The sequence below is a fragment of the Vibrio sp. R10-SG3-ISO3 genome, assembly GCF_059834225.1.
The window spans coordinates 20666-41385 of sequence record NZ_JCBDHE010000003.1; the positions used below are offsets into that span (position 1 = coordinate 20666).

Sequence of the window (20720 nt, forward strand, 5' to 3'; positions counted from 1 at the left end):
TTGTCATGGTTTTTGGAGGAAAATAGGTGAATTTTGTGGAAACGTTTACAAAATCAATTTCTCTCCCTATATAAAATAAAGTGGATGGCTAATATGTATTCGTAGATGCGATAAAACTTCATCTTTTGGTTTCTTTTTGTCTACTTTATATAAGTGAAACTTTAACGAACAGAAACGACGAGATGTGACAAGGAGTCACACAAAATGGAGCAATCTGTGAAAACGATATACCCAGAAAATCGTCTCCCCTCAGCCAGACGTAAATCTCGGGTGAGTGCCAAGCTCTCCCCTTGGCTGTTCTTAGCGCCTGCGATGGCGATTTTTGCCGTTTATGTTATCTATCCGATTCTAGACAGTATTTGGCTCAGTTTCTTTGAATGGGATGGGCTAGGTGAAAAAACATGGGTCGGCCTAGACAACTATCGTGAGTTGTTTGATTCCGATGCGTTTTACACCTCATTGAAAAACAACTTCCTTTGGCTAGTGTTCTTTATGCTCGCCCCGCCGATTGGTTTAGCGATCGCGCTCTTTCTTAACCAACAGGTGAGAGGGATTCGTGTTGTTAAATCGCTGTTCTTCTTCCCCTTTGTTATTTCGCAAGTGGTCGTCGGTTTGGTGTTTGCTTGGTTCTATGACCCGTCGTTTGGCTTGTTCAATATTGTGTTGGGTGGTCTCGGTTTCGAGCCGGTTTCTATTTTGGCCAACGAAGATTACGTCACCTACGGCATCATTGCCGCCGGTCTGTGGCCGCAGATTTCTTACTGCATGATTTTGTACCTCACGGGGTTGAACAACTTGGACCCAGAGCAGCTTGAAGCGGCGCGTCTTGACGGTGCGAAAAAGTGGCGCATGTTGTGGTACGTGGTGTTGCCGCAGCTTCGCCCTGCGACCTTCATTGCGATTGTGGTCACCGTGATTGGTGCGCTGCGCTCATTTGACTTGGTTGCCACCATGACAGCCGGTGGCCCGTGGGGCAGCTCGACGGTATTGGCTTACCAGATGTATGAAGAGTCCATTTTTAACTACCGAATGGGTTATGGCGCGGCAGTTTCCGTTGTGTTGTTCCTCATCATGGATGTGTATATCGCGTACTTCTTATGGCGTATGTTGAGGAGTGAAAAATAATGTACCCACAACCGATTCAAAAATCTGGCCGTTTTGTCAATATCAGCTATCGCGTCGCGTTGCCACTGTCGATCGTGATGTGGTTACTGCCATTGATTGCGGTGATGATGACCTCGATTCGCTCGATAGAAGACATCAACACTGGTAATTACTGGGGCTGGCCAAGCGAAATCCAGTTTCTCGAAAACTACACTCAAGTCTTTACCTCAACCGCAATGGGCCAATACCTGATCAACAGTTTGATGATCACTTTGCCTGCGGTTGCCGGGGCGGTGGCGCTGTCAACGTTGGCGGGCTTTGCTTTGGCGAAGTACAACTTCAAGGCGAACATCTGGATCTTCGCGATGTTCATCGCGGGTAACTTTGTACCCTTCCAGATCCTGATGATCCCAGTGCGCGATTTGACCATCAGCTTTGGTCTCTACGACACCCATTGGGCGCTTATTTTCTTCCATATCGCGTTTCAAGCCGGATTTTGTACCTTGTTTATGCGCAATTTCATCGTCGGTATTCCGGATGCCTTGATTGAAGCCGCGCGCGTGGAAGGGGTCACCGAATGGAAGATCTTCTGGCACGTAGTATTGCCCTTGGTTCGCCCAGCATTAGCGGCGTTGGCGGTGCTGGTTTTCACCTTCATCTGGAACGACTTCTTCTGGGCATTGGTCTTAGTGCAAAGTGATGAAGTCCGTCCGGTTACTGCGGGGCTTAGCTCACTGCAAGGTCAGTGGCTGGCGTCTTGGCAGCTGATGTCGGCAGGCGCGATCGTTGCGGCGATTCCACCTGTGGTGCTGTTTTTTACCATGCAGCGTCATTTCATCGCCGGCTTAACCCTAGGTGCGACCAAAGGATAATAGGATCAACAAATTGCTGGTGGGCGAAACCCCCATTTGGCTCACCAGCAGGTCTATGCAGTAACAGACTCTACACAGCAACAAAACAATAAATTGGACCAAGAGCCTTAGGCTCAATAACAAGGACCTGAATATGAAATACGTGAAACACCTTGCTGCTACCGCAATACTCGGTGCAACTCTCTCGACATCCGCATGGGCAGGCACTTTGGTGATCAACTCTGACGCCTCAGACCCTGCACCTAAAGAGGCGTGGGCTGAAATCATCAAGCGATTTGAGCAAGAGTACCCGGATGTCACAGTCAAATATAACCTCTACGATCATGAAGCGTACAAAACGACCATCCGCAACTGGTTGGTCACTTCGCCGCCGGATGTGGTGTTCTGGTATGCGGGTAACCGTATGAAAACCTTCGTTGATCGTGGCCTGTTTGAAGATGTGAGTGACATCTGGACAGACAACAACATGAAGCAAGACTTCACCGCTTCGGCGCCCGCGATGACGGTCAACGGCAAGCAATACGGTGTGCCTTACACTTATTACCAATGGGGTATCTACTACCGCCAAGACATCTTTGAGCAGTACGGTATTGCTGAGCCAAAAACGTGGGACGATCTACTTAAAGCCTCGGCGACATTGAAAGAGAATGGCGTGGCACCGTTCACCATCGGTACTAAATATCTTTGGACGGCGGCGGGTTGGTTTGATTACATTAACTTACGTACCAACGGCCTCGATTTCCATATCCAGTTGATGGACGGCAAAGTGCCTTACACCGATGAGCGAGTGAAGAAAACCTTCGCGAACTGGGCACAGTTGGTGGAGCCTGGTTATTTCCTAGAAAACCATGCGTCTTACTCTTGGCAAGAGGCGCAGCCGTTCCTCTACAACGGTCAGGCGGCGATGTATCTGATGGGTAACTTCATTACCCCTAACTTCCCGAAAGAGTTGGATGGCAAAATGGGCTTCTTCCAATTCCCGGTGATCGACCCTTCCGTTCCGATGGCGGAAGACGCGCCGATGGATACGATTCACATCCCATCAAAAGCGAAAAACAAAGAAGACGCACGTAAGTTCCTTCAGTTTGTCGCTCGTGCGGAAAACCAGCAATTGATCAACGAGATGTTGTTGCAGATCCCAACTAACAACAAAGCGAAAGCGAAAGCGGATCCGTTCCTAGACAAAGGGGTGGAAATGCTGGCGAACGCGGAAGGTACGGCGCAGTTCTATGACCGAGATACCGATCCTGCAATGGCGAAAGAAGGGATGAAGGGTTTCCAAGAGTTCATGGTTCACCCTGATCGCATCGACGACATTTTGCAAAAACTGGATAAGGTCAGCAAACGCACCTTCAAATAAGGTTTTGATACGCTGACGGCGAGTCTATTCCCCTGTACATAGACCTGCCAGAGTCAGCCGACTGAGCGCACTGCTCCACTCGTGGCCTCTCGAGTCAGTGCGCTCTTTTTTATCACTGAGATTAAGAGTGTTGTTATGAGAACTTTTGCCGATATTCTGGCAGCGCGAGAGTGGGAAAATCATCACGTCACCCACCATCATGTTCTGCCCGCACATGCCCCTTTCCATGCTTACCAAAACGAAGACGATGCCTTGCAAGGGAGAGGGTCTGCCCAGCAAATGTGCTTGAATGGTCAATGGCAGTTTATGCTGTTCTCGGCGCCGAGTGAGGTGCCAGAAGCGTGTATTGAGAAAAGTTTTGATGACAGCGCTTGGTCGCCAATCACGGTGCCATCCAACTGGCAGTTACAGCCGCAGGTTGACGATCGGCCAATTTACACCAATGTGAAATATCCGTTTGCGGACACGCCGCCAATCGTACCTAAGCACAATCCGACCGGCGTTTATCGCACCACGTTTGAGGTGTCGCCACAGCCCAATGAGTTAACGTGGATCACCTTTGATGGCGTCAACAGTGCCTTTCACCTGTGGTGCAATGGTGTGTGGGTCGGTTATTCGCAAGATGCCCGTTTGCCCGCCGACTTTGATCTAACGCCTTATCTTCAGGAGGGGCGCAACCAGTTGACGGTCATGGTGATGCGTTGGTGTGACGGTTCCTACTTGGAAGATCAAGATATGTGGTGGCTAAGCGGTATTTTCCGTGATGTCACCTTAACCCGAAAACCGCGACTGCACATTCAAGATGTGGAGATTCGCACTGAGTTGGCGCTAGGGTTTCACCAGGCCACGCTTGGTGTGACGACCACTTTATCGCAAAAAGAGGTCGACAATCGCGTACGTGTGCGTCTGTTTGATGCCGAACAGCAGCTGGTCGCAGAGCAAGTCAGCACGGTGGGATTACAGTTTGTCGATGAAAAAGGGCCGTGGAGCGATAAAGCGCAGCATGCCCTTGACGTTCAAGCGCCGATACTATGGAGCGCAGAGCGCCCTTACTTGTATCGTGCCGTTGTCAGCTTGCTTGATGAGCATGACACGGTGATAGATTGTGAGGCGTATTCGGTCGGTTTTCGTGAGGTACGTATTGAGCACGGTCAGCTGAAAGTGAATGGCGAAGCGCTGCTGATCCGCGGCGTCAATCGTCATGAGCATCATCCAGAGCTTGGTCATGTGATGACAAGAGAAGATATGCTCCGCGACGTCCAACTGCTCAAGCAGAACAATTTCAATGCGGTACGTACCGCGCATTATCCAAACCATCCTCTGTGGTATCAACTTTGCGATGAGTATGGTCTCTATGTGGTGGATGAAGCCAACCTTGAAACCCACGGCCAGTTTCCGATGTGCCGCTTGTCCGACGACAGTGAATGGCTACCGGCCTACCTGCGCCGTATCACTCGGCTGGTGGAGCGCGATAAGAACCATGCGTGTGTCATCATTTGGTCGCTTGGCAACGAGTCGGGGATCGGGAATAACCATCATGCGATGTATCAATGGGTCAAACAGCGTGACCCTTCTCGACCTGTCCAATATGAAGGCGGCGGCGCGATGACCGCCGCGACCGATATCCTATGTCCGATGTACGCACGGGTCGATTGGGATCTGCCAGTCGTCAAGCATCAGCCACAGGTCACGCCGCGTGTCGGGATTCGTAAATCGATTGCACTGCCTGATGAGACGCGTCCCCTGATTTTATGTGAATACGCTCATGCGATGGGTAACAGCCTCGGCAGCTTTACCCACTACTGGCAAGCGTTTCGAGATAACCCGCGCTTGCAAGGGGGATTCATTTGGGATTGGGTCGATCAAGGTCTAACTAAGATAGCGCCGGATGGCCAAACGTATTGGGCTTATGGCGGGGATTTTGGTGATGAAATTAATGATCGTCAGTTTTGCATCAATGGTCTGCTATTCCCGGATAGAAGCGCGCATCCCACCCTGCAGGAAGTCAAAAAAGCGCAGCAGTTTTACCAGTTCCGCCTGCTATCGACTCAGCCACTAGTGATCGAGGTAGAGAGTGAGTACCTGTTTAGCGCCAGTGACAACGAGATACTTGATTGGAGTGTCACTTGTGAAGGAGAGGTGCTGCACCGTGGTCAGCTTGATCTCAATTTGGCGGCAAAATCGACGCAAAGCGTAACCTTGAGCGAGCAGCCCATCAGCAGTGGTCGCTGCGCCCCGTATTACCTCAACCTAGAGGTGCGCCTTCGTCAAGAGACCGCTTGGGCAAGCGCCGGCCATGTGACCGCCATCGAGCAACTGGAACTCTCAGTTGAAACGGCGCTACCGAGCCCGAACATCAAGCCTGTTGGCGCTATCAATACCTCTGACAGCGCAAAAGCCTTGCTGGTCTACAGTGATGATTTTGCGCTCGAGTTTGACAAATCAATAGGCGCGATCGGCAGTTGGAAAGTCAACGACAGCGAAAAGCTGACCGCACCGATCATCGATAACTTCTACCGGGCTCCACTTGATAATGATATTGGCACCAGTGAAGCCAACAAGCTCGACCCCAATTCTTGGTTTGCTCGTTGGCAGTCGATAGGGCTCGATTCATTGACCCGAGAGCTTGAGCAGTTTGAATGGTATCAAGCTGAGCAAGGAGTTGTGGTGGTGAGTCAGCAGCGTTATTCCCATCAAGGTAAGGCGCTGATCCGCTCGACGTGGCGCTATACGGTGGCCAGTGATGGCAGTGTGAGTTTGGATGTCGATGTGACGCTTGCTCAGCATCTACCCCCACTGCCGCGTATCGGCTTAGAGCTGGCGTTGTACGATGGCGAGCATCACGAGTCTATAGAACAGGTCTCTTGGCTGGGCCGCGGCCCACATGAGAACTATCCGGACCGATTAGCGTCTGCGCACATCGGACGCTATCAACAATCGCTGGATGCGATGCACACGCCGTACATTTTCCCAAGTGACAACGGCTTGCGCTGTGATGTCACACAGGCCAAAGTGGGTGAGTTGCTTATCGAGGGGCAATTTCATTTTGCCGTCAGTCGCTACGGTTTGCGCAACTTAGCCAGTGCCAAACATACGCACGAGTTAACCAAAGGGGACACCTGTTACGTGCGAATTGATGGTGCGCATATGGGCGTGGGCGGTGACGATTCGTGGACGCCTAGCGTGCATCAGGCTTATCTTCTGAGTGATAAACGCTATCGCTATCAGGTGACACTGTCGTTGAGCCACGCTCAAGCTGACGAGGTGTAGGGGATAAATATGAATAGGGATAGCGAGCGCTATCCCTGTTGTTTAACGACGGTTTGGTTACTGATGACAAATGGTCGATCACTGAAGGGTGTAGCGTGTCCACACTTTTGAGCGCCAGCGCCTTGCCATGATGATGCCGCGAAACCACTCGTCGAGTGCAATCGCCATCCAGGCACCGAGCACGCCATAGCCCCAGTAGACGCCAAATACATAGCTCATGCCGACACCGAACCCCCACATACTGATGATGCCCATTTTAACCGGGAACTTGATGTCGCCAGCCGCTTTGAGCGCCGAGATAAAGATGAGGTTAAAGACGCGCCCCGCTTCGAGCACGATCGAACCGGCAATCAAGGTCGCGGTTAGGGCGGCGATCTCCGGCTCTGTGGTAAAGAGGGCGATGATGGGATCGCTCAGCAAGTAGACGATGACCGTCAACAGCGTCGAGACGCAAAAGCCAACCACAAAATACTTTTGCACTAGAGACAAAATCGAGTCAATCCAACCGCGGCCTATGTAGTAGCCCGCTTGAATCTGACTGCCTTGCCCGAGGGCAAGCGCAAAAGCAAAGGAGAGGCGAGCGATGTTCTGTGCGTAGGTGAAGGCGGCCAATGAGGCAGTACCCATCTGGACGATAAAAAAGGTGATGCAGATTTGCGCCATGTTGTAAGAGAGCACTTCTCCGGCATTCATGGCGCCAATTTTGATGATGCGTGAGTAGATAACGCGAGGGATGGCTCGGTACTCGGCAAAAGGTATCTCGATGCCAGAGCGTTTAACCGCCGCCCAGAGGATCACGGTGCTGAGCACCTGGCTGAAGACAGTGGCAATCGCCACCCCTTGCACCCCATAGACCGGCAAGCCAAAAGGCTGATAGAGGGCGATGTAGTTACCGATGATATTGAGCACGCCGCACACCAAGTTGACCACCATCGGAGAGCGGGAAAAGCCGTTACTGCGCAAAATAGTGGTCAGCACGATACCGAGGGTGACGTTAAAAGTCATCGCGCCGCTGATCAGCAGGTACTCTTGGGCGTACTGTTCGACCTGAGCTTCTAATCCATAGAGCGGCAGAAACGCGTAAGCGCCCCAGATAGACAGTCCACTCAGGCAGATACCGACCAGGGCAGAGAGAAAAATACTGGCGACGCTAACATGGGCGGAATCTTGTACACGGCCTGAACCATTGTATTGCGCAATCAAAATACCCGTGCCGCTGCTGACCATCGACGAGACGATGATCAAAAAGAACGACAGTTGAGAGATGACGCCTACCGCCGAAACGGCTTTATCAGAGAAACCACTGAGCATGAAGACATCGCTGGTATTGAGCGCTGTTCGCAGCAAGATCTCGACAAATAGCGGCCAAGTGAGTGCGACGATCTTCATGCGTTTATCTATCGTATTTGGCATGGGTGGTCCTAACTGTGGTGCCCCGGTGGCAAGTTTGCAGGGTGCGGTAGGGCTGGCAAAGGCAAAGTCGCAAATTGTCCGGTGCTGGGCTGGATATGCAAATCAGTTTCTTCGTTATGATTCTTACTTGATGAGAAAATGTCCATAATTTCTCGCTTCTGTGAAAACGTTTCACAAAGTTTAGCCAGGGATTGTGACCTTGATAGAGATATTGATGGCTTTGGCTTCCTTAGCCTGCTGCCCTCTTTCTGATGGGCTAAAGAAAAGGGTCGGATAGCAGTCAAATCCATTATCGGTGAGTAATTTGTGGAAACGTTTACACAATGAGAAACTGATCACGGAAACTAGGCGCAAATGATTGCTAGACTTTTGAGCAAGCAGAGTCATTTCTGAGCGATTGCGAACCAGAGCGAGGCAAACAGTGAAAGTATTAGTAACGGGTGGAATGGGTTACATCGGTAGCCATACATGTGTACAGATGATCGAAGCAGGCATGGAGCCTGTGATTATCGACAACCTCTGCAATGCCAATCAAGAAGTGTTGAACCGTATTGAAGCACTCACCAAGGTGAAGCCGATTTTTCATCAAGGTGATGTGCGCGATGAGGCGTTTCTCGATGGTGTTTTTGCTCAGCATGACATTGCCGCCGTGATTCATTTTGCCGGATTGAAAGCGGTCGGGGAGTCGGTAGCCAAGCCACTCGAATACTATGACAACAACGTGAATGGCTCCTTGGTGTTGGCGCGCTGCATGCGTAAAGCGGGCGTGAAAAGCTTAGTGTTTAGCTCTTCCGCGACAGTGTATGGCGACCCGGCTAGCGTTCCGATCACCGAAGAGTCACCGACAGGCGCGACGACCAACCCATACGGTCGCAGTAAGTACATGGTCGAGCAGTGCTTATCGGATCTCTTTGCGGCGGAAAACGATTGGAGCATTACCTTGCTGCGCTATTTCAATCCGGTCGGCGCCCATCCATCAGGCTCAATGGGAGAGGACCCACAAGGCATTCCAAATAATTTGATGCCTTTCATCGCTCAAGTTGCGGTGGGGCGGCGAGAGAAATTGTCGGTCTTTGGCAGTGACTACCCAACACCCGATGGCACCGGAGTGCGTGACTACATTCATGTGATGGATTTAGCGGATGGGCACATCGCAGCGTTGAAATCGGTAGGCGCGCGCGCTGGGTTGCACATTTTTAATTTGGGGACCGGCCAAGGCTCCAGTGTGCTTGAGATGGTCAATGCCTTTAGCCAAGCCTGCGGTCAGCCGATTGCGTATGAGCTGTGCCCAAGACGCCCAGGAGATATTGCCCAGTGCTTTGCCAGCACCGAGAAAGCAGAGCGAGAGCTGGGTTGGAAAGCGAGCCGCAGCGTCGCGGATATGACGGCCGATACATGGAAATGGCAGTCCACAAACCCTCAAGGTTACGGCGCGTCATAACGCGCAGCGAGCCGAGCTGGGCATGAGTTAGGCAAAGGTTAAGCAAACAGTTAAGAGTTTTTGTGTTTAAGGTTGAGTAAGTAAGATGTCGAATATTGAATTTAATCCTGTGGATCACCCACATCGTCGCTATAACCCATTGACTGGGCAGTGGATATTAGTCTCGCCTCATCGAGCAAAACGCCCTTGGAGTGGCGCGGATGAAAAGCCCGCGCAGGATGCATTGCCTAGTTACGATGCGCACTGTTTTCTTTGTCCTACCAACACTCGTATCTCTGGCGATGTGAATCCTGATTACCGCGGCACCTACGTGTTCAATAACGACTTTGCCGCTCTGATGGTTGATTCTCCTGACGCACCAGAATCTGAAAATCCGCTATTTAAAACCCAAGGTGTGCGAGGCTTGAGCCGCGTGATCTGCTTCTCTCCCGATCACAGCAAAACCTTGCCGGAATTACCCGTGGCTCAAATTCGTGGGGTGATTGACACTTGGAATGAACAGATTGAAGAGTTAGGCCAAGAGTACCTCTGGGTTCAGGCGTTTGAAAACAAAGGCGAGACCATGGGCTGCTCTCAGCCACACCCACATGGTCAAATCTGGGCCAACAGCTTTCTGCCGAATGAAATTGAACGTAAAGAGCGCCACCTTAAAGCCTACTTCGAAGAGCACGGGCGCAATTTGTTGGTTGATTATGTCCAAGCCGAGTTGAAAGACGGATCGCGCATTGTGGTCGATACTGAGCATTGGATCGCCGTAGTGCCTTACTGGGCCGCTTGGCCGTTTGAGACCATGCTGTTACCCAAAGCGCACATCCGCCGCATGAGTGAACTCAGTGATGTTCAGCGTGATGATCTCGCGCTGGCGATTAAAAAGTTAACCAGTCGCTATGACAACTTGTTCCAGTGCTCTTTCCCTTATTCGATGGGCTGGCATTACGCGCCATTTTTTGAACAAGGGACGGACATTGAGCACTGGCAACTGCACGCACTCTTCTACCCACCGTTGCTGCGCAGCGCCACGGTAAGAAAATTTATGGTCGGCTATGAGATGCTGGCAGAAAGCCAGCGTGACTTAACTGCAGAGCAAGCCGCGCAGCGTCTAAGAGACGTCAGTGACGTGCATTACAAAGAGGCCTAAGCCGAGTCTGTTACGCGTGAACGCCGCACGTGGCGTTGACCCACCGAATGCTATTTTTTAAGAGAAGAACCTTATGTCTGAACTGATCCAAAATGTGAAGAGCTCGTTCGAGAAGGTGCTAGGCTATGCGCCATCGCACATTATTCAAGCGCCGGGGCGCGTCAACTTGATTGGTGAGCACACCGACTACAACGACGGCTTTGTTCTCCCTTGTGCGATTAACTATCAAACGGTGGTGGCGGCGTCAAAGCGCGACGATAACCTCGTGCGCGTGGTGTCGGTTGATTACGGCAACGCCGTGGATGAGTTCGATATCACCCAAGCCATCACCTTTGCGCAAGACAAAATGTGGGCCAACTACATTCGCGGTGTGGTCAAGTGTTTGTTGGCGCGAGGGTACACCTTCAACGGCGCGGACATTTCGGTCAGTGGTAATGTACCTCAAGGTGCGGGTCTCAGCTCGTCAGCCGCGTTGGAAGTGGTCATTGGTCAGACGTTTAAAGAGTTGTACAAGCTTGATATTTCTCAAGCCGAAATCGCACTCAATGGTCAGCAAGCGGAGAATGAGTTTGTGGGGTGTAACTGCGGCATCATGGATCAAATGATCTCCGCTGAAGGGCAAGAGAATCATGCGATGTTGCTAGATTGCCGTACGCTAGAGACTCAATCAGTATCGATGCCTGCAGAGATGTCAGTGGTGATCATCAACTCGAATAAAAAACGTGGGCTGGTCGATAGTGAATACAACACTCGCCGCGAGCAGTGTGAAGAGGCCGCACGTATTTTCGGTGTGCCTGCGCTGCGCGATGTCACTATTGAGGAGTTCAATGCCAAAGCATCCGAGCTCGATGCCATGGTGGCCAAACGTGCACGTCATGTCATTACCGAAAACGATCGCACTTTAGAAGCGGCACAAGCGCTGAGAAACAATGACATCAAACGCATGGGTGAGCTGATGGCCAAATCGCACGCCTCGATGCGTGACGATTTTGAAATCACCGTCAAAGAGATCGATGTGTTAGTCGAGATGGTCAAAAAGGTCATCGGTGACCAAGGCGGCGTACGGATGACCGGCGGTGGTTTTGGTGGCTGTATTGTAGCGCTTGTTCCGCCCGCGCTGGTGGGAGATGTTCGCGCCGTCGTTGAGGCGCAATACGAAGCGCAAACGGGGCTCAAAGCGTCGATCTATGTTTGCCAAGCCAAGCAAGGCGCTGGCCTGGTTACAGCGGAATAAGGAAAACCCATGACTCATGCTCTATTTGAGACCATGACGGCGCAGCCAGCCTATGATGGTGAGGCAGCGCAGTTGGTCGAATTGAACAACGCAGTGGGGACTCGCGTTGTGCTGATGGACATCGGAGCCACTTGGCTCAGTTGTCGTTTGCCTTTGGCGAGCGGGGAGCAACGTGAAGTGTTACTTGGTGTAGGGGCCATGGAAGACTTCCAGCGCCAACAAGGTTACTTGGGGGTAACCGTTGGACGTTATGCGAACCGTATCGCCAATGGTTTTTTTCAGATAGAGGGTGAGTCCTATCAAGTGTCGACCAATCAAGCGGGTAATTGTCTGCATGGCGGCGCCGAAGGGTTTGATAAGCGACGCTGGCAGATCGTTGAGCGCAGCGAACAGCACGTTTTGTTTGCGTTGCACTCGAAAGATGGCGATCAAGGCTTTCCCGGTAACGTCACTGTTTCGGTGCGTTATCTGCTCAGTGACGACAATGCGCTGCACATTGACTATTTGGCGACCAGTGATAAAAACACGCCAATCAATCTCACCAACCACGGTTACTTCAATCTCAATGGTACCACTAGCGGGCTGGATGCGCGCGCGCATACCCTCTCTATTGAGGCCGATTACTACCTACCTACCACCGAGGTCGGGATTCCTTTGGGTGATCTGGTGAGCGTCGAAGGCACCAGTTTCGATTTTCGCCAACCTAAATCGGTTGCGGCAGACCTACTGGCTGACACGCAGCAGCAGCAAGCCAAAGGCTACGATCACAGCTTCTTTCTCGCGCCAGAACGAGAGGTAAAGGCGCCGATCGCAACCTTAACAAGCCAAGATGAGCGCGTCAGCGTCAGTGTCATCACCACGCAGCCGGCGATTCAACTTTATACTGGCAACTGGTTAGGCGGTGCGCCAAGACGAGAAGGGGGCGAATATCAAGATTATGCGGGCATTGCGCTGGAAACCCAGTTTTTGCCTGACTCGCCCAACCACCCAGAGTGGTCGCAACCAAGTTGCTTGTTAAAGCCGAAAGAGCAGTATCGTCAGCAGACCATTTATCAGTTTATGTGTCACTAATACAACCGCCCTCAATGGAGGGCGGTCTCATAAGGTTTATCTCGCGGACAAGGTGCTGCTTATGACAGCCGCTCTACGGAATTTCTGCGTACCACGGTGGGCGAAAAAATGATGGTGTCGCTCTCTTCCGGTTCACCTTTGGCGAGTGCAAGGGCGAGCCTTGCGGCCTTCTCGGCCATCATCTGAATGGGGTAACGCACTGTCGTCAGCCTTGGATGAACATAGCGAGCAATCAAGCCATCATCGAACCCCATCATCGAAACCTGCTGCGGCACAGCAATGCCATTTTCATCGAGTACCGACAATGCGCCCGCCGCCATGTAATCGTTGTAAGCGACGACGCCAGTGATGGCCAACGACTTGGTGAGCAGGTTGGTCATTGCGATTTCACCGCCATCACTATTGGGCTCACCGTACTCAATGTACGCCTTGGACAGATCGATCTTATGGTCTTTGAGTGCCGCTAAATACCCTTCAATACGTTGGCCCGAGTCTTCAATTTGATGCGAGGAGGCGATGCAGGCGATGTGTTTGTGGCCGTTACGAATCAGGTATTCCGTTGCGAGGTAGGCGCCTTTGTGGTTATCCAAAGAGATGCAACGTTCAGCGAGCGCAGGGATATGACGATTGATGATCACCATGCCTTTCACTTCTTTGGCATAGCCCTGAAGCTCTTCATCAGATAAGGCTTTTGAGTGGATGACTAACGCATCGCAGCGGTTATTGATCAAAAGCTCAATGGCTCGGCGCTCATCCTCTAAGCTGTGGTAGCCGTTGCCGACCAAGATATGCTTGCCATGCTCATGAGCAACGTTGTCGACCGCTTTGACTAACGTACCGAAAAACGGATCAGAGACATCCCCCACCAAAACGCCGACCGTATTGGTGCTTTGGCTCACTAAGGCTCTGGCTGCCGCGTTTGGACGATAGCCCAGTTTGCTCATTGCTTGCGTGACGGCCGCGATGGAGGACTTGCTTGCTTTGGGGGATTTATTAATGACGCGTGATACCGTGGCGACCGACACACCGGCTTCTTTTGCGACGTCTTTGATTGTTGCCATCTTGAACCTCGTTTTCTGATGCGTTCATTAAACACCCATTGTGAAAATGACGCAATCATTGCGCGGTTTTAACGATGCAAATACGAGCCCTAGCGCTTGTTTTTACTGCTTTTAGGCTAGGTGTAAACGTTTCAAAATATCGCGCTTATTTCACCTGACGATAGCCACCAACGCATCGATATGCGGATGGTGCGCTTGGGTGACGCCCGCGAGGTTGCCATACTTCGGCTGGTGGCGATCATTTTCCAGTGGATGATGCCAGCCAAACGTTGAGTGGATAAACTGCTCGGCAAAGTTCTCGGAGATCTCCAAACAACCAGCCAACACGGTATCGACGTAGGTTTGCATGATGGGCATCAGTGAGCAAGGGGGGGCGGGCGCGTCTTTTATGTAGACCCAAACGCTGTCTTCGCGAGTAAGCGGTTGCGTCGTTTCAATATTGGCGTGCGGGATCGCCACACGATGATAGCCGCGCTCACGGCGATCAAATTCGCTTATCTCGCCCGGTGAGATGGCGAGCAAAACGCCATTCACTAAGCCTTCCCCTCGATCAACCACCAAGGGGGAGAGGGTGTAACTGTCGTCCACTTTTCCCCAATAGCGTTTAAACCCGTGCACGACACTGGGAATAGCTGGAGCGGTTTTGCCTGTGAGTTGGCGTGAGGCGGAATTCATCAAACTGCCGTAACCGAAAATGTAGTGCGCCATGACTTTCTCCTCTGTTTTTTCTTTTAAGCTACCTTGCTCGCATACAAATGAAAAGCATCAATGTTGCGCATGTTCAGTTCGAGTTGATGTAACTAAGACATCGTCACATGTGTCATTTAGACATCAATGATTGAGCTAATTACGTTTATCTTATTGATTCTATTAGATTGATTAAATGGTCTAATTATTGCTGTTAGTGGAGTCTTACTGATAGGGCCGCGTGTGGAGAATTAGGCTTGATTACGATTACAGATAAACAGCAGGAAGAGCGCATTACGCCCATTTGGCGCTTAGGGTTTCGTCCATTTTTTCTACTCGGCAGCATCTACGCCATCGTGGCAATCGTTGGCTGGGTGTGGATGTTTCAGACTGGCCAGCCAGAAGCTCTGCAAGTGCCAGCTTTGTGGTGGCATGTGCATGAAATGGTGTTTGGCTTTGCAATGGCGATTGTGGCCGGTTTTCTGCTCACCGCGGTGCAAAACTGGACGGGAATCCAAGGTACAAAAGGTCCCTGCTTGATGCTACTGAGCCTACTTTGGCTTGTGCCGCGTGGCCTGTTTTGGGCGCCTGTGCCTCTGTGGTTCACTGCCACTATTGAAGCGCTATTTTTGCTGCTATTGGCCTATGAGGTCGGAAGGCGAGTGGTCAAAGCGAAAGGGTGGCGAAACTTGTTCTTTGTGCCGCTTATCGTGTTGGCGCTGGTGGCGAACTTTGCAAGTTATGCCGCAGTCAAAGGCGTTGCGCCATTTGCGTCAAGTAGCGTCTGGCAGGCGATGCTGTGGTGGTTCACCTTGCTGTTATCGGTCATGGGCGGCAGAGTGATCCCTTTCTTTACGGCGCGGCGTTTTGAGTTTACGCAAAGTGAACGTCTAGTGTGGCTAGAGTGGTGTGCCAATGGGCCACTCATAGCCCTGTTCATATTGAGCTTCTTCCCTTTAACTATGGCGCAAGTTGGTGCGCTGCTGATGGGGTTGGCCGGAGCTGCGCAGTCGATTCGGTTATACCGCTGGCGACCTTGGCGCACGTTTAGTGAGCCCTTGGTGTGGTCGCTGCATGCTAGCTACGCGTGCATACCGCTGAGCTTGTTACTGCGCGCCGCAATGGACGACCCTTTTGCCACCCATACGCTGCTGCATTTGTTTGCCATTGGCGCGCTTGGCGGCGTCATTCTGGCAATGATTGCACGCGTTACCATGGGGCATACCGGTCGCTCGATTTATCAAGGGCCCAATATGTGCTGGGCTTTTTCTGCGCTGTTGTGCGCGGCGTTAGTGCGTGCGGTGCTGGTCGTGATATGGCCGGAGCATATGATCGGTTGGGTTAACCTCAGCGCCGGGTTATGGGTATTCGCCTTTGGGCTTTATGTGGTGAAGTTTGTGCCGATGTTACTCAAACCAAGAGTCGATGGTCACCCCGGTTGAGCGCATTCATACAAAGAGTGTGAGAATAAACAGAAGAGACGAATAGAAAAAGGGTTGGCATGGTGCCAACCCTTCATTGTCGTTGATGACCTAGTGCATCATTAGTTGTTGCTGTGCAGTTCTGAGTTAAGCTCTACCGCAGTTTTGTTGGCAAGGCACTCGATTTGACCGGTCACCGAGTTGCGGCGGAACAGCAGATCCGAAACGCCTGCGAGGTCACGAGCTTTCACAACTTCGACTTCGTTACCTTGTGAATCGAGCATGCGCACTTTAGAACCCGCCGTCACGTAAAGACCAGACTCAACCGTACAACGATCACCCAGTGGGAAACCAAGACCCGCGTTCGCGCCAAGTAGCGAGTTCTCACCAATCGAGACCACGACAGTACCGCCGCCTGATAGGGTACCCATGATAGACGCACCGCCACCGATATCCGAACCGTCACCCACAACCACACCCGCAGAGATACGGCCTTCTACCATGCTCACACCTGTGGTACCGGCGTTGAAGTTAATAAAGCCTTCGTGCATCACGGTGGTGCCTTCACCGACGTGTGCGCCAAGACGAACGCGTGAGGTGTCTGCAATACGAACGCCCGCAGGCACAACGTAATCCACCATTTTCGGGAACTTGTCGACACAATCGACCGTCAAAGTACGACCTGCTAGGCGCGCATCCATTTGACGCTCAGCCAATTCTGGTAGATCGATTGGGCCTTCGTTGGTCCATGCGATGTTGTGCAGTAGGCCAAAGATGCCATCCAGCACCGTGCCGTGCGGCTTAACTAGGCGGTGAGAAATCAGCTGTAGCTTGAGGAAACCTTCCGCCACGGATGCTGGTTTGTCATCTGTCGCAAGTACCACAAGGACCAATGGTTGGGCAGACTGCGCCGCTTTCTCTGCAAACGAGGCGTTCGCCACATCACCGTGAGCAGCAAAGGCAATGGCAAGCTCTGCACTTTGCGCCGCAGAGATTTCGATGGCCTGGTTACCTTGCTCGTAACCTGCCACGGTCGCTACTGCGTCAACCAGCGCATCCGCTGGGTTGAGCACTGGGTTTGGAAAAAACGCTTCGATGATTTTTCCGTCACGGTTTTTAGTCGCGCTACCAAACGCAAGTGAGAAGTAAGCCATGTTGAATCTCCATTGTCTAAATTAGGCATTAGCGGGGGTGCCGCTATCAATTGAATTCATCATAAAGAGACCGCCCCAGAACTTAAAGACCGAGGATCGATAAAGTCCGGAAGTCGATATTTTTTGTCTCTTTAGCGATATGTAGTCTCTTTAGAGATATATGGCTTCTTTAGCCATATAAGCTAATCCTGAATGAAAAAAGCCCACACCTAAGTGTGGGCTTGCTTTGAGACTTTACTAAACTGATTGGCGTTGCGCTTATTGCGCATTATGCGTTGTCGCTTTATATCGTCCAACCATAGCGTCCAGTGAGCTTGGACGCCGGAGGCAAAATTACTTTTTGCCTAGGTCTGAAGAGTGCTCAGATAGGAATGCTGCCACACCTTTTGGTGATGCATCCATACCTGCTTTACCTTCTTCCCATTGTGCTGGGCATACTTCACCGTGTGTTTGGTGGAAGTTTAGTGCGTCTACCATACGTAGCATTTCGTCGATGTTACGACCTAGAGGAAGATCGTTCACAACTTGGTGACGAACAAGACCGTCTTCATCGATTAGGAACGAACCACGGAAAGCCACACCTGCTTCTGGGTGCTCTACGTCGTACGCTTTACAGATTTCGTGTTTCACGTCTGCAATCAGTGGGTATTTCACCTGACCGATACCGCCATCTTCGATAGCAGTGTTACGCCATGCGTTGTGAGAGAATTGAGAATCGATAGAAACACCGATCACTTCAACGCCTTTCGCTTTGAAATCTTCGTAGCGGTTATCAAAAGCGATCAGCTCAGATGGGCAAACGAATGTGAAGTCTAGCGGGTAGAAGAAAACAACCGCTTTCTTACCTTTTGTAAACTCTGCAAAGTTGAAGTTTTCAACGATTTCACCGTTACCTAGAACAGCTGCTGCAGTAAAATCAGGGGCTTGACGACCTACTAGTACCATTTTTATTGCTCCTAAAAGTATGGTTTGTTCCAAGCATTGGAGTGGTCTCCTTTGCTTAGTCCGTGTTTTTGCGAGACAAAGTGTAGTACAAATTGTAGTATTGAAATAAATGAATTAATTAGATTAAGTTAATCGAAAAAAGCGATAATGCCAAAAGGGTTAACTGGATCAATGCCTAGCTAGAAGTTATCAATAAATCTATGAATAAGTGGCCTAGCCTCAAGCAGTTACATTATTTTGTGACTCTGCATGAAACCCGTCATTTTAGCGATGCCGCTGAAAAATGCTTCGTCAGTCAATCAACCCTAAGTAAAGGCATTCAGAATTTAGAAGATCTGATTGGCTGCCCCCTCTACGAAAAGAAAGACAAAAAAAGCCCGTTAGTGTTCACCCATGTTGGCGAGCAAGTGGTCAAGCATGCACGTGAATTGCTTGCTCGTGGCCAAGATCTCGCCGAGCTTGGCCGTCTTTGCCAAGAAGATGAGATGCATGGGCAGTTAAAAGTGGGCTGCATACCGACGATTGCGCCCTTTCTTCTCTGTGACTTGGTGCAAGAGGTCAACACACGCTTTCCCAACTTGCATCTTCTATTACGTGAAGATACCACGACCAATTTGCTTGCCGCGCTGCGTCAGGGAGAGTTGGATGTGCTGATTCTCGCCATGCCAGTGGACATTGGTGAGATGGAAAGCAAAATTGTGGGCAGCGATCCATTTCGTATGATCATCAGCCGCCATCAAGCGGACGCGATCCGCATTCCGATTAAGTACGCTGATCTGCCGGACGAATCGGTCTTCTTACTAGAACGAGAGCACTGCCTGACCGAACATGCTGTCTCTGCCTGTCAATTAACCGACAAAGAGAAGATCAATCCGTTCTCTGCCACCAGTCTACATACGTTAGTGCAGATGGTGGCGAATGGACTCGGTACTACTTTTATTCCACAAATGGCCATCGACCACGGTCTTATCGACAACCAAAACTTGGTGGTGGTGGATGCCCCTGGGCAGCAAGCCCATCGTCATATCGGGCTGGTTTGGCGCCCAAGTTCGTCACGTGTGGCGACTTTTCATCGTCTAGCTGATGTGGTTTCACAACTGCTCTAGCAAATAGTCGTAAGGCTATTGCGTTCTGTTGTTGCGATTTCTCGCTAAAATGCACACTGCTTTTTCGGGTAAAGTTAGCATTTTATTCTGTTCGTAAACTTTGACGTGTAAAATTTCACAACAAAACTTTGATGAAGCTTTCATTAAATTGTGAAATTTCACACTGTCAATTTTACAGTCCAAACAAAAGGGGCTGTTTAATCTTTGTCCTTCTAGGGCGCTCAAAGTCATCTGAGACAGGCGTTACCCCTTTCTATAAAAAATCAAACGTTCGTTTGAAACGCGTTCACATGCCTAATTTTACTGTAATTAAATTACGTAACTTGTTACGAGTTTGACACAGAAATAGGGCCTTTATCTCGATCGGGATAAAACTTTGAATTTAACGTTTTGTTTACTTTAGGTCTTTTACTCTATCCAGGTTTGGTATAGCTTAAATGCAGGCCTAGTAAGACTTATGTCTAGATTGCAAACCCAGAGAAGGTTAGTGAAAGTAGAGCCGGACAAGAAAAAATAAGCGGATAAAAATAGCAGCGACACTGAGCAAGTCGGAATGCAAAAGTGTTGTTTAATAGTTACAAATGAACATTCGCTAAGAAACGTGAATCATACAAGAGAGCAAAAATAAGGGACATCACTATGCTTGCAAACACACCAGACAGAGACACCCTATCACAGGACCCAAATGGTCAAGCTCGTCGCAATAAAATGAGCGCCCAAGAAGGCATGCTTGAGGTTACTGGCTCCCTTTCGCCACATCATCAGGCAATTTTCCCTGTTGAAGCCCAAACCCTATTATCTCTGTTGTGTGAGCAGTTTGCGCCGCGTGTGGATGAGCTGCTGGCGGCACGTGAAGTACGCCAAGCGGCCATCGATGGTGGGCAACTCCCAGACTTTTTGCCTGAGACGCAAGACATCCGTGAAGGCAGTTGGAAGATCTTAGGGATTCCTGACGATCTGCAAGATCGCCGAGTAGAAATCACCGGCCCGACAGACAGAAAAATGGTCATTAACGCTTTGAATGCCAACGTTAAAGTGTTCATGGCCGACTTCGAAGACTCTATGTCACCTGCTTGGGATAAAGTGTTGGACGGACAAATTAACTTGCGCGACGCGGTAAGAGGGGAGATCAGTTACACCAACCCTGACAATGGCAAGCACTACCAATTGAATGACGATCCAGCGGTGTTGATTTGTCGTGTACGTGGTCTCCATTTAAAAGAGAAACACGTGACGTTTAACGGCCAAATTATCCCCGGAGCTCTGTTTGATTTCGCGCTCTACTTCTACAACAACTACCAAGCGCTTCTTAAAAAAGGCAGCGGCCCTTACTTCTACATTCCCAAGTTGCAATCCCACAAAGAAGCGCAGTGGTGGAGTGAGGTGTTCCATTTCACCGAAGATTACTTTGGTCTGGATACGGGCACCATTAAGGCTACCGTT

General features: G+C 50.7%; 15 protein-coding genes and 1 pseudogene. 11 read left to right on the forward strand and 5 right to left on the reverse strand.

The window, feature by feature from the left end; all coding sequences use genetic code 11:
* Nucleotides 1-204: 204 nt before the first annotated feature.
* The 4 genes from AC6R1A_RS00340 to AC6R1A_RS00355 all read left to right on the forward strand — a co-directional run bounded on the left by AC6R1A_RS00340 (nt 205) and on the right by AC6R1A_RS00355 (nt 6606).
* Nucleotides 205-1125: a carbohydrate ABC transporter permease gene (locus tag AC6R1A_RS00340; RefSeq protein WP_487901735.1), complete on the forward strand. Its 921-nt coding sequence runs from the start codon at nt 205-207 to the stop codon at nt 1123-1125.
* Nucleotides 1125-1976 carry a carbohydrate ABC transporter permease gene (locus AC6R1A_RS00345; RefSeq protein ID WP_334551427.1) on the forward strand — a complete coding sequence of 284 codons (852 nt, stop codon included), beginning with the start codon at nt 1125-1127 and terminating at the stop codon, nt 1974-1976. Before AC6R1A_RS00340 ends, AC6R1A_RS00345 begins: the two co-directional genes overlap by 1 nt.
* Nucleotides 1977-2109: 133 nt before the next feature.
* Nucleotides 2110-3336, forward strand: coding sequence for an ABC transporter substrate-binding protein (locus AC6R1A_RS00350; RefSeq protein ID WP_487901734.1), 1227 nt, complete (start codon nt 2110-2112; stop codon nt 3334-3336).
* Between the two features lie 135 nt (nt 3337-3471).
* A complete protein-coding gene (locus AC6R1A_RS00355; RefSeq protein WP_500633029.1) occupies nt 3472-6606 on the forward strand; it encodes a beta-galactosidase in 3135 nt (1044 codons plus the stop codon).
* Nucleotides 6607-6684: 78 nt separating this feature from the next.
* On the opposite strand, the gene AC6R1A_RS00360 is transcribed toward AC6R1A_RS00355, so the two are convergent.
* Entirely contained in the window at nt 6685-8019 is a 1335-nt protein-coding gene (locus tag AC6R1A_RS00360) for an MATE family efflux transporter (protein WP_500633718.1), read from the reverse strand.
* 421 nt (nt 8020-8440) lie between these two features.
* Between AC6R1A_RS00360 and galE the strand changes: the two genes are divergently transcribed.
* The 4 genes from galE (at nt 8441) to galM (ending at nt 12903) form a co-directional block, all read left to right on the forward strand.
* Entirely contained in the window at nt 8441-9460 is a 1020-nt protein-coding gene (gene galE, locus AC6R1A_RS00365; protein ID WP_500633719.1) for a UDP-glucose 4-epimerase GalE, read from the forward strand.
* A gap of 85 nt (nt 9461-9545) precedes the next feature.
* Complete coding sequence (locus AC6R1A_RS00370; protein ID WP_500633720.1) at nt 9546-10598, forward strand: UDP-glucose--hexose-1-phosphate uridylyltransferase; 1053 nt, start codon at nt 9546-9548, stop codon at nt 10596-10598.
* A gap of 73 nt (nt 10599-10671) precedes the next feature.
* Nucleotides 10672-11832, forward strand: a complete 1161-nt coding sequence (galK, locus tag AC6R1A_RS00375) for a galactokinase (protein WP_487901729.1) — start codon at nt 10672-10674, stop codon at nt 11830-11832.
* Nucleotides 11833-11841: 9 nt separating this feature from the next.
* Nucleotides 11842-12903: a galactose-1-epimerase gene (gene galM, locus AC6R1A_RS00380; protein WP_500633721.1), complete on the forward strand. Its 1062-nt coding sequence runs from the start codon at nt 11842-11844 to the stop codon at nt 12901-12903.
* A 59-nt stretch (nt 12904-12962) separates the two neighbouring features.
* On the opposite strand, the gene AC6R1A_RS00385 is transcribed toward galM, so the two are convergent.
* Both AC6R1A_RS00385 and AC6R1A_RS00390 read right to left on the reverse strand, forming a co-directional pair.
* The gene (locus tag AC6R1A_RS00385; protein ID WP_334551418.1) at nt 12963-13964 is read right to left on the reverse strand and encodes a substrate-binding domain-containing protein; all 1002 of its coding nucleotides are present in this window, start codon (nt 13962-13964) and stop codon (nt 12963-12965) included.
* Between the two features lie 150 nt (nt 13965-14114).
* Nucleotides 14115-14672: a gamma-glutamylcyclotransferase family protein gene (locus tag AC6R1A_RS00390; RefSeq protein WP_500633722.1), complete on the reverse strand. Its 558-nt coding sequence runs from the start codon at nt 14670-14672 to the stop codon at nt 14115-14117.
* Between the two features lie 236 nt (nt 14673-14908).
* Here AC6R1A_RS00390 and AC6R1A_RS00395 point away from each other — a divergent pair, with 236 nt between their 5' ends.
* Complete coding sequence (locus AC6R1A_RS00395; RefSeq protein ID WP_500633723.1) at nt 14909-16093, forward strand: NnrS family protein; 1185 nt, start codon at nt 14909-14911, stop codon at nt 16091-16093.
* A gap of 101 nt (nt 16094-16194) precedes the next feature.
* Here AC6R1A_RS00395 and dapD read toward each other — a convergent pair whose 3' ends face one another.
* Together dapD and AC6R1A_RS00405 are read right to left on the reverse strand one after the other, a co-directional pair.
* Entirely contained in the window at nt 16195-17226 is a 1032-nt protein-coding gene (dapD, locus tag AC6R1A_RS00400) for a 2,3,4,5-tetrahydropyridine-2,6-dicarboxylate N-succinyltransferase (protein WP_334551414.1), read from the reverse strand.
* Between the two features lie 333 nt (nt 17227-17559).
* A complete protein-coding gene (locus tag AC6R1A_RS00405; RefSeq protein WP_487901725.1) occupies nt 17560-18171 on the reverse strand; it encodes a peroxiredoxin C in 612 nt (203 codons plus the stop codon).
* Between the two features lie 200 nt (nt 18172-18371).
* Here AC6R1A_RS00405 and AC6R1A_RS00410 point away from each other — a divergent pair, with 200 nt between their 5' ends.
* Together AC6R1A_RS00410 and AC6R1A_RS00415 are read left to right on the forward strand one after the other, a co-directional pair.
* Nucleotides 18372-19277 (forward strand): hydrogen peroxide-inducible genes activator, encoded by a 906-nt coding sequence (locus tag AC6R1A_RS00410; protein WP_500633724.1) that lies wholly within the window; start codon nt 18372-18374, stop codon nt 19275-19277.
* A 639-nt stretch (nt 19278-19916) separates the two neighbouring features.
* A pseudogene (locus tag AC6R1A_RS00415) lies at nt 19917-20720 on the forward strand (malate synthase A); the annotation flags it as partial.

Coding starts and splice junctions, on each gene's coding strand:
- AC6R1A_RS00340 (WP_487901735.1), top strand. CDS start 205: ATGGAGCAATCTGTGAAAACGATATACCCAGAAAATCGTCTCCCCTCA.
- AC6R1A_RS00345 (WP_334551427.1), top strand. CDS start 1,125: ATGTACCCACAACCGATTCAAAAATCTGGCCGTTTTGTCAATATCAGC.
- AC6R1A_RS00350 (WP_487901734.1), top strand. CDS start 2,110: ATGAAATACGTGAAACACCTTGCTGCTACCGCAATACTCGGTGCAACT.
- AC6R1A_RS00355 (WP_500633029.1), top strand. CDS start 3,472: ATGAGAACTTTTGCCGATATTCTGGCAGCGCGAGAGTGGGAAAATCAT.
- AC6R1A_RS00360 (WP_500633718.1), bottom strand. CDS start 8,019: ATGCCAAATACGATAGATAAACGCATGAAGATCGTCGCACTCACTTGG.
- AC6R1A_RS00370 (WP_500633720.1), top strand. CDS start 9,546: ATGTCGAATATTGAATTTAATCCTGTGGATCACCCACATCGTCGCTAT.
- galK (WP_487901729.1), top strand. CDS start 10,672: ATGTCTGAACTGATCCAAAATGTGAAGAGCTCGTTCGAGAAGGTGCTA.
- galM (WP_500633721.1), top strand. CDS start 11,842: ATGACTCATGCTCTATTTGAGACCATGACGGCGCAGCCAGCCTATGAT.
- AC6R1A_RS00385 (WP_334551418.1), bottom strand. CDS start 13,964: ATGGCAACAATCAAAGACGTCGCAAAAGAAGCCGGTGTGTCGGTCGCC.
- AC6R1A_RS00390 (WP_500633722.1), bottom strand. CDS start 14,672: ATGGCGCACTACATTTTCGGTTACGGCAGTTTGATGAATTCCGCCTCA.
- dapD (WP_334551414.1), bottom strand. CDS start 17,226: ATGGCTTACTTCTCACTTGCGTTTGGTAGCGCGACTAAAAACCGTGAC.
- AC6R1A_RS00405 (WP_487901725.1), bottom strand. CDS start 18,171: ATGGTACTAGTAGGTCGTCAAGCCCCTGATTTTACTGCAGCAGCTGTT.
- AC6R1A_RS00410 (WP_500633724.1), top strand. CDS start 18,372: ATGAATAAGTGGCCTAGCCTCAAGCAGTTACATTATTTTGTGACTCTG.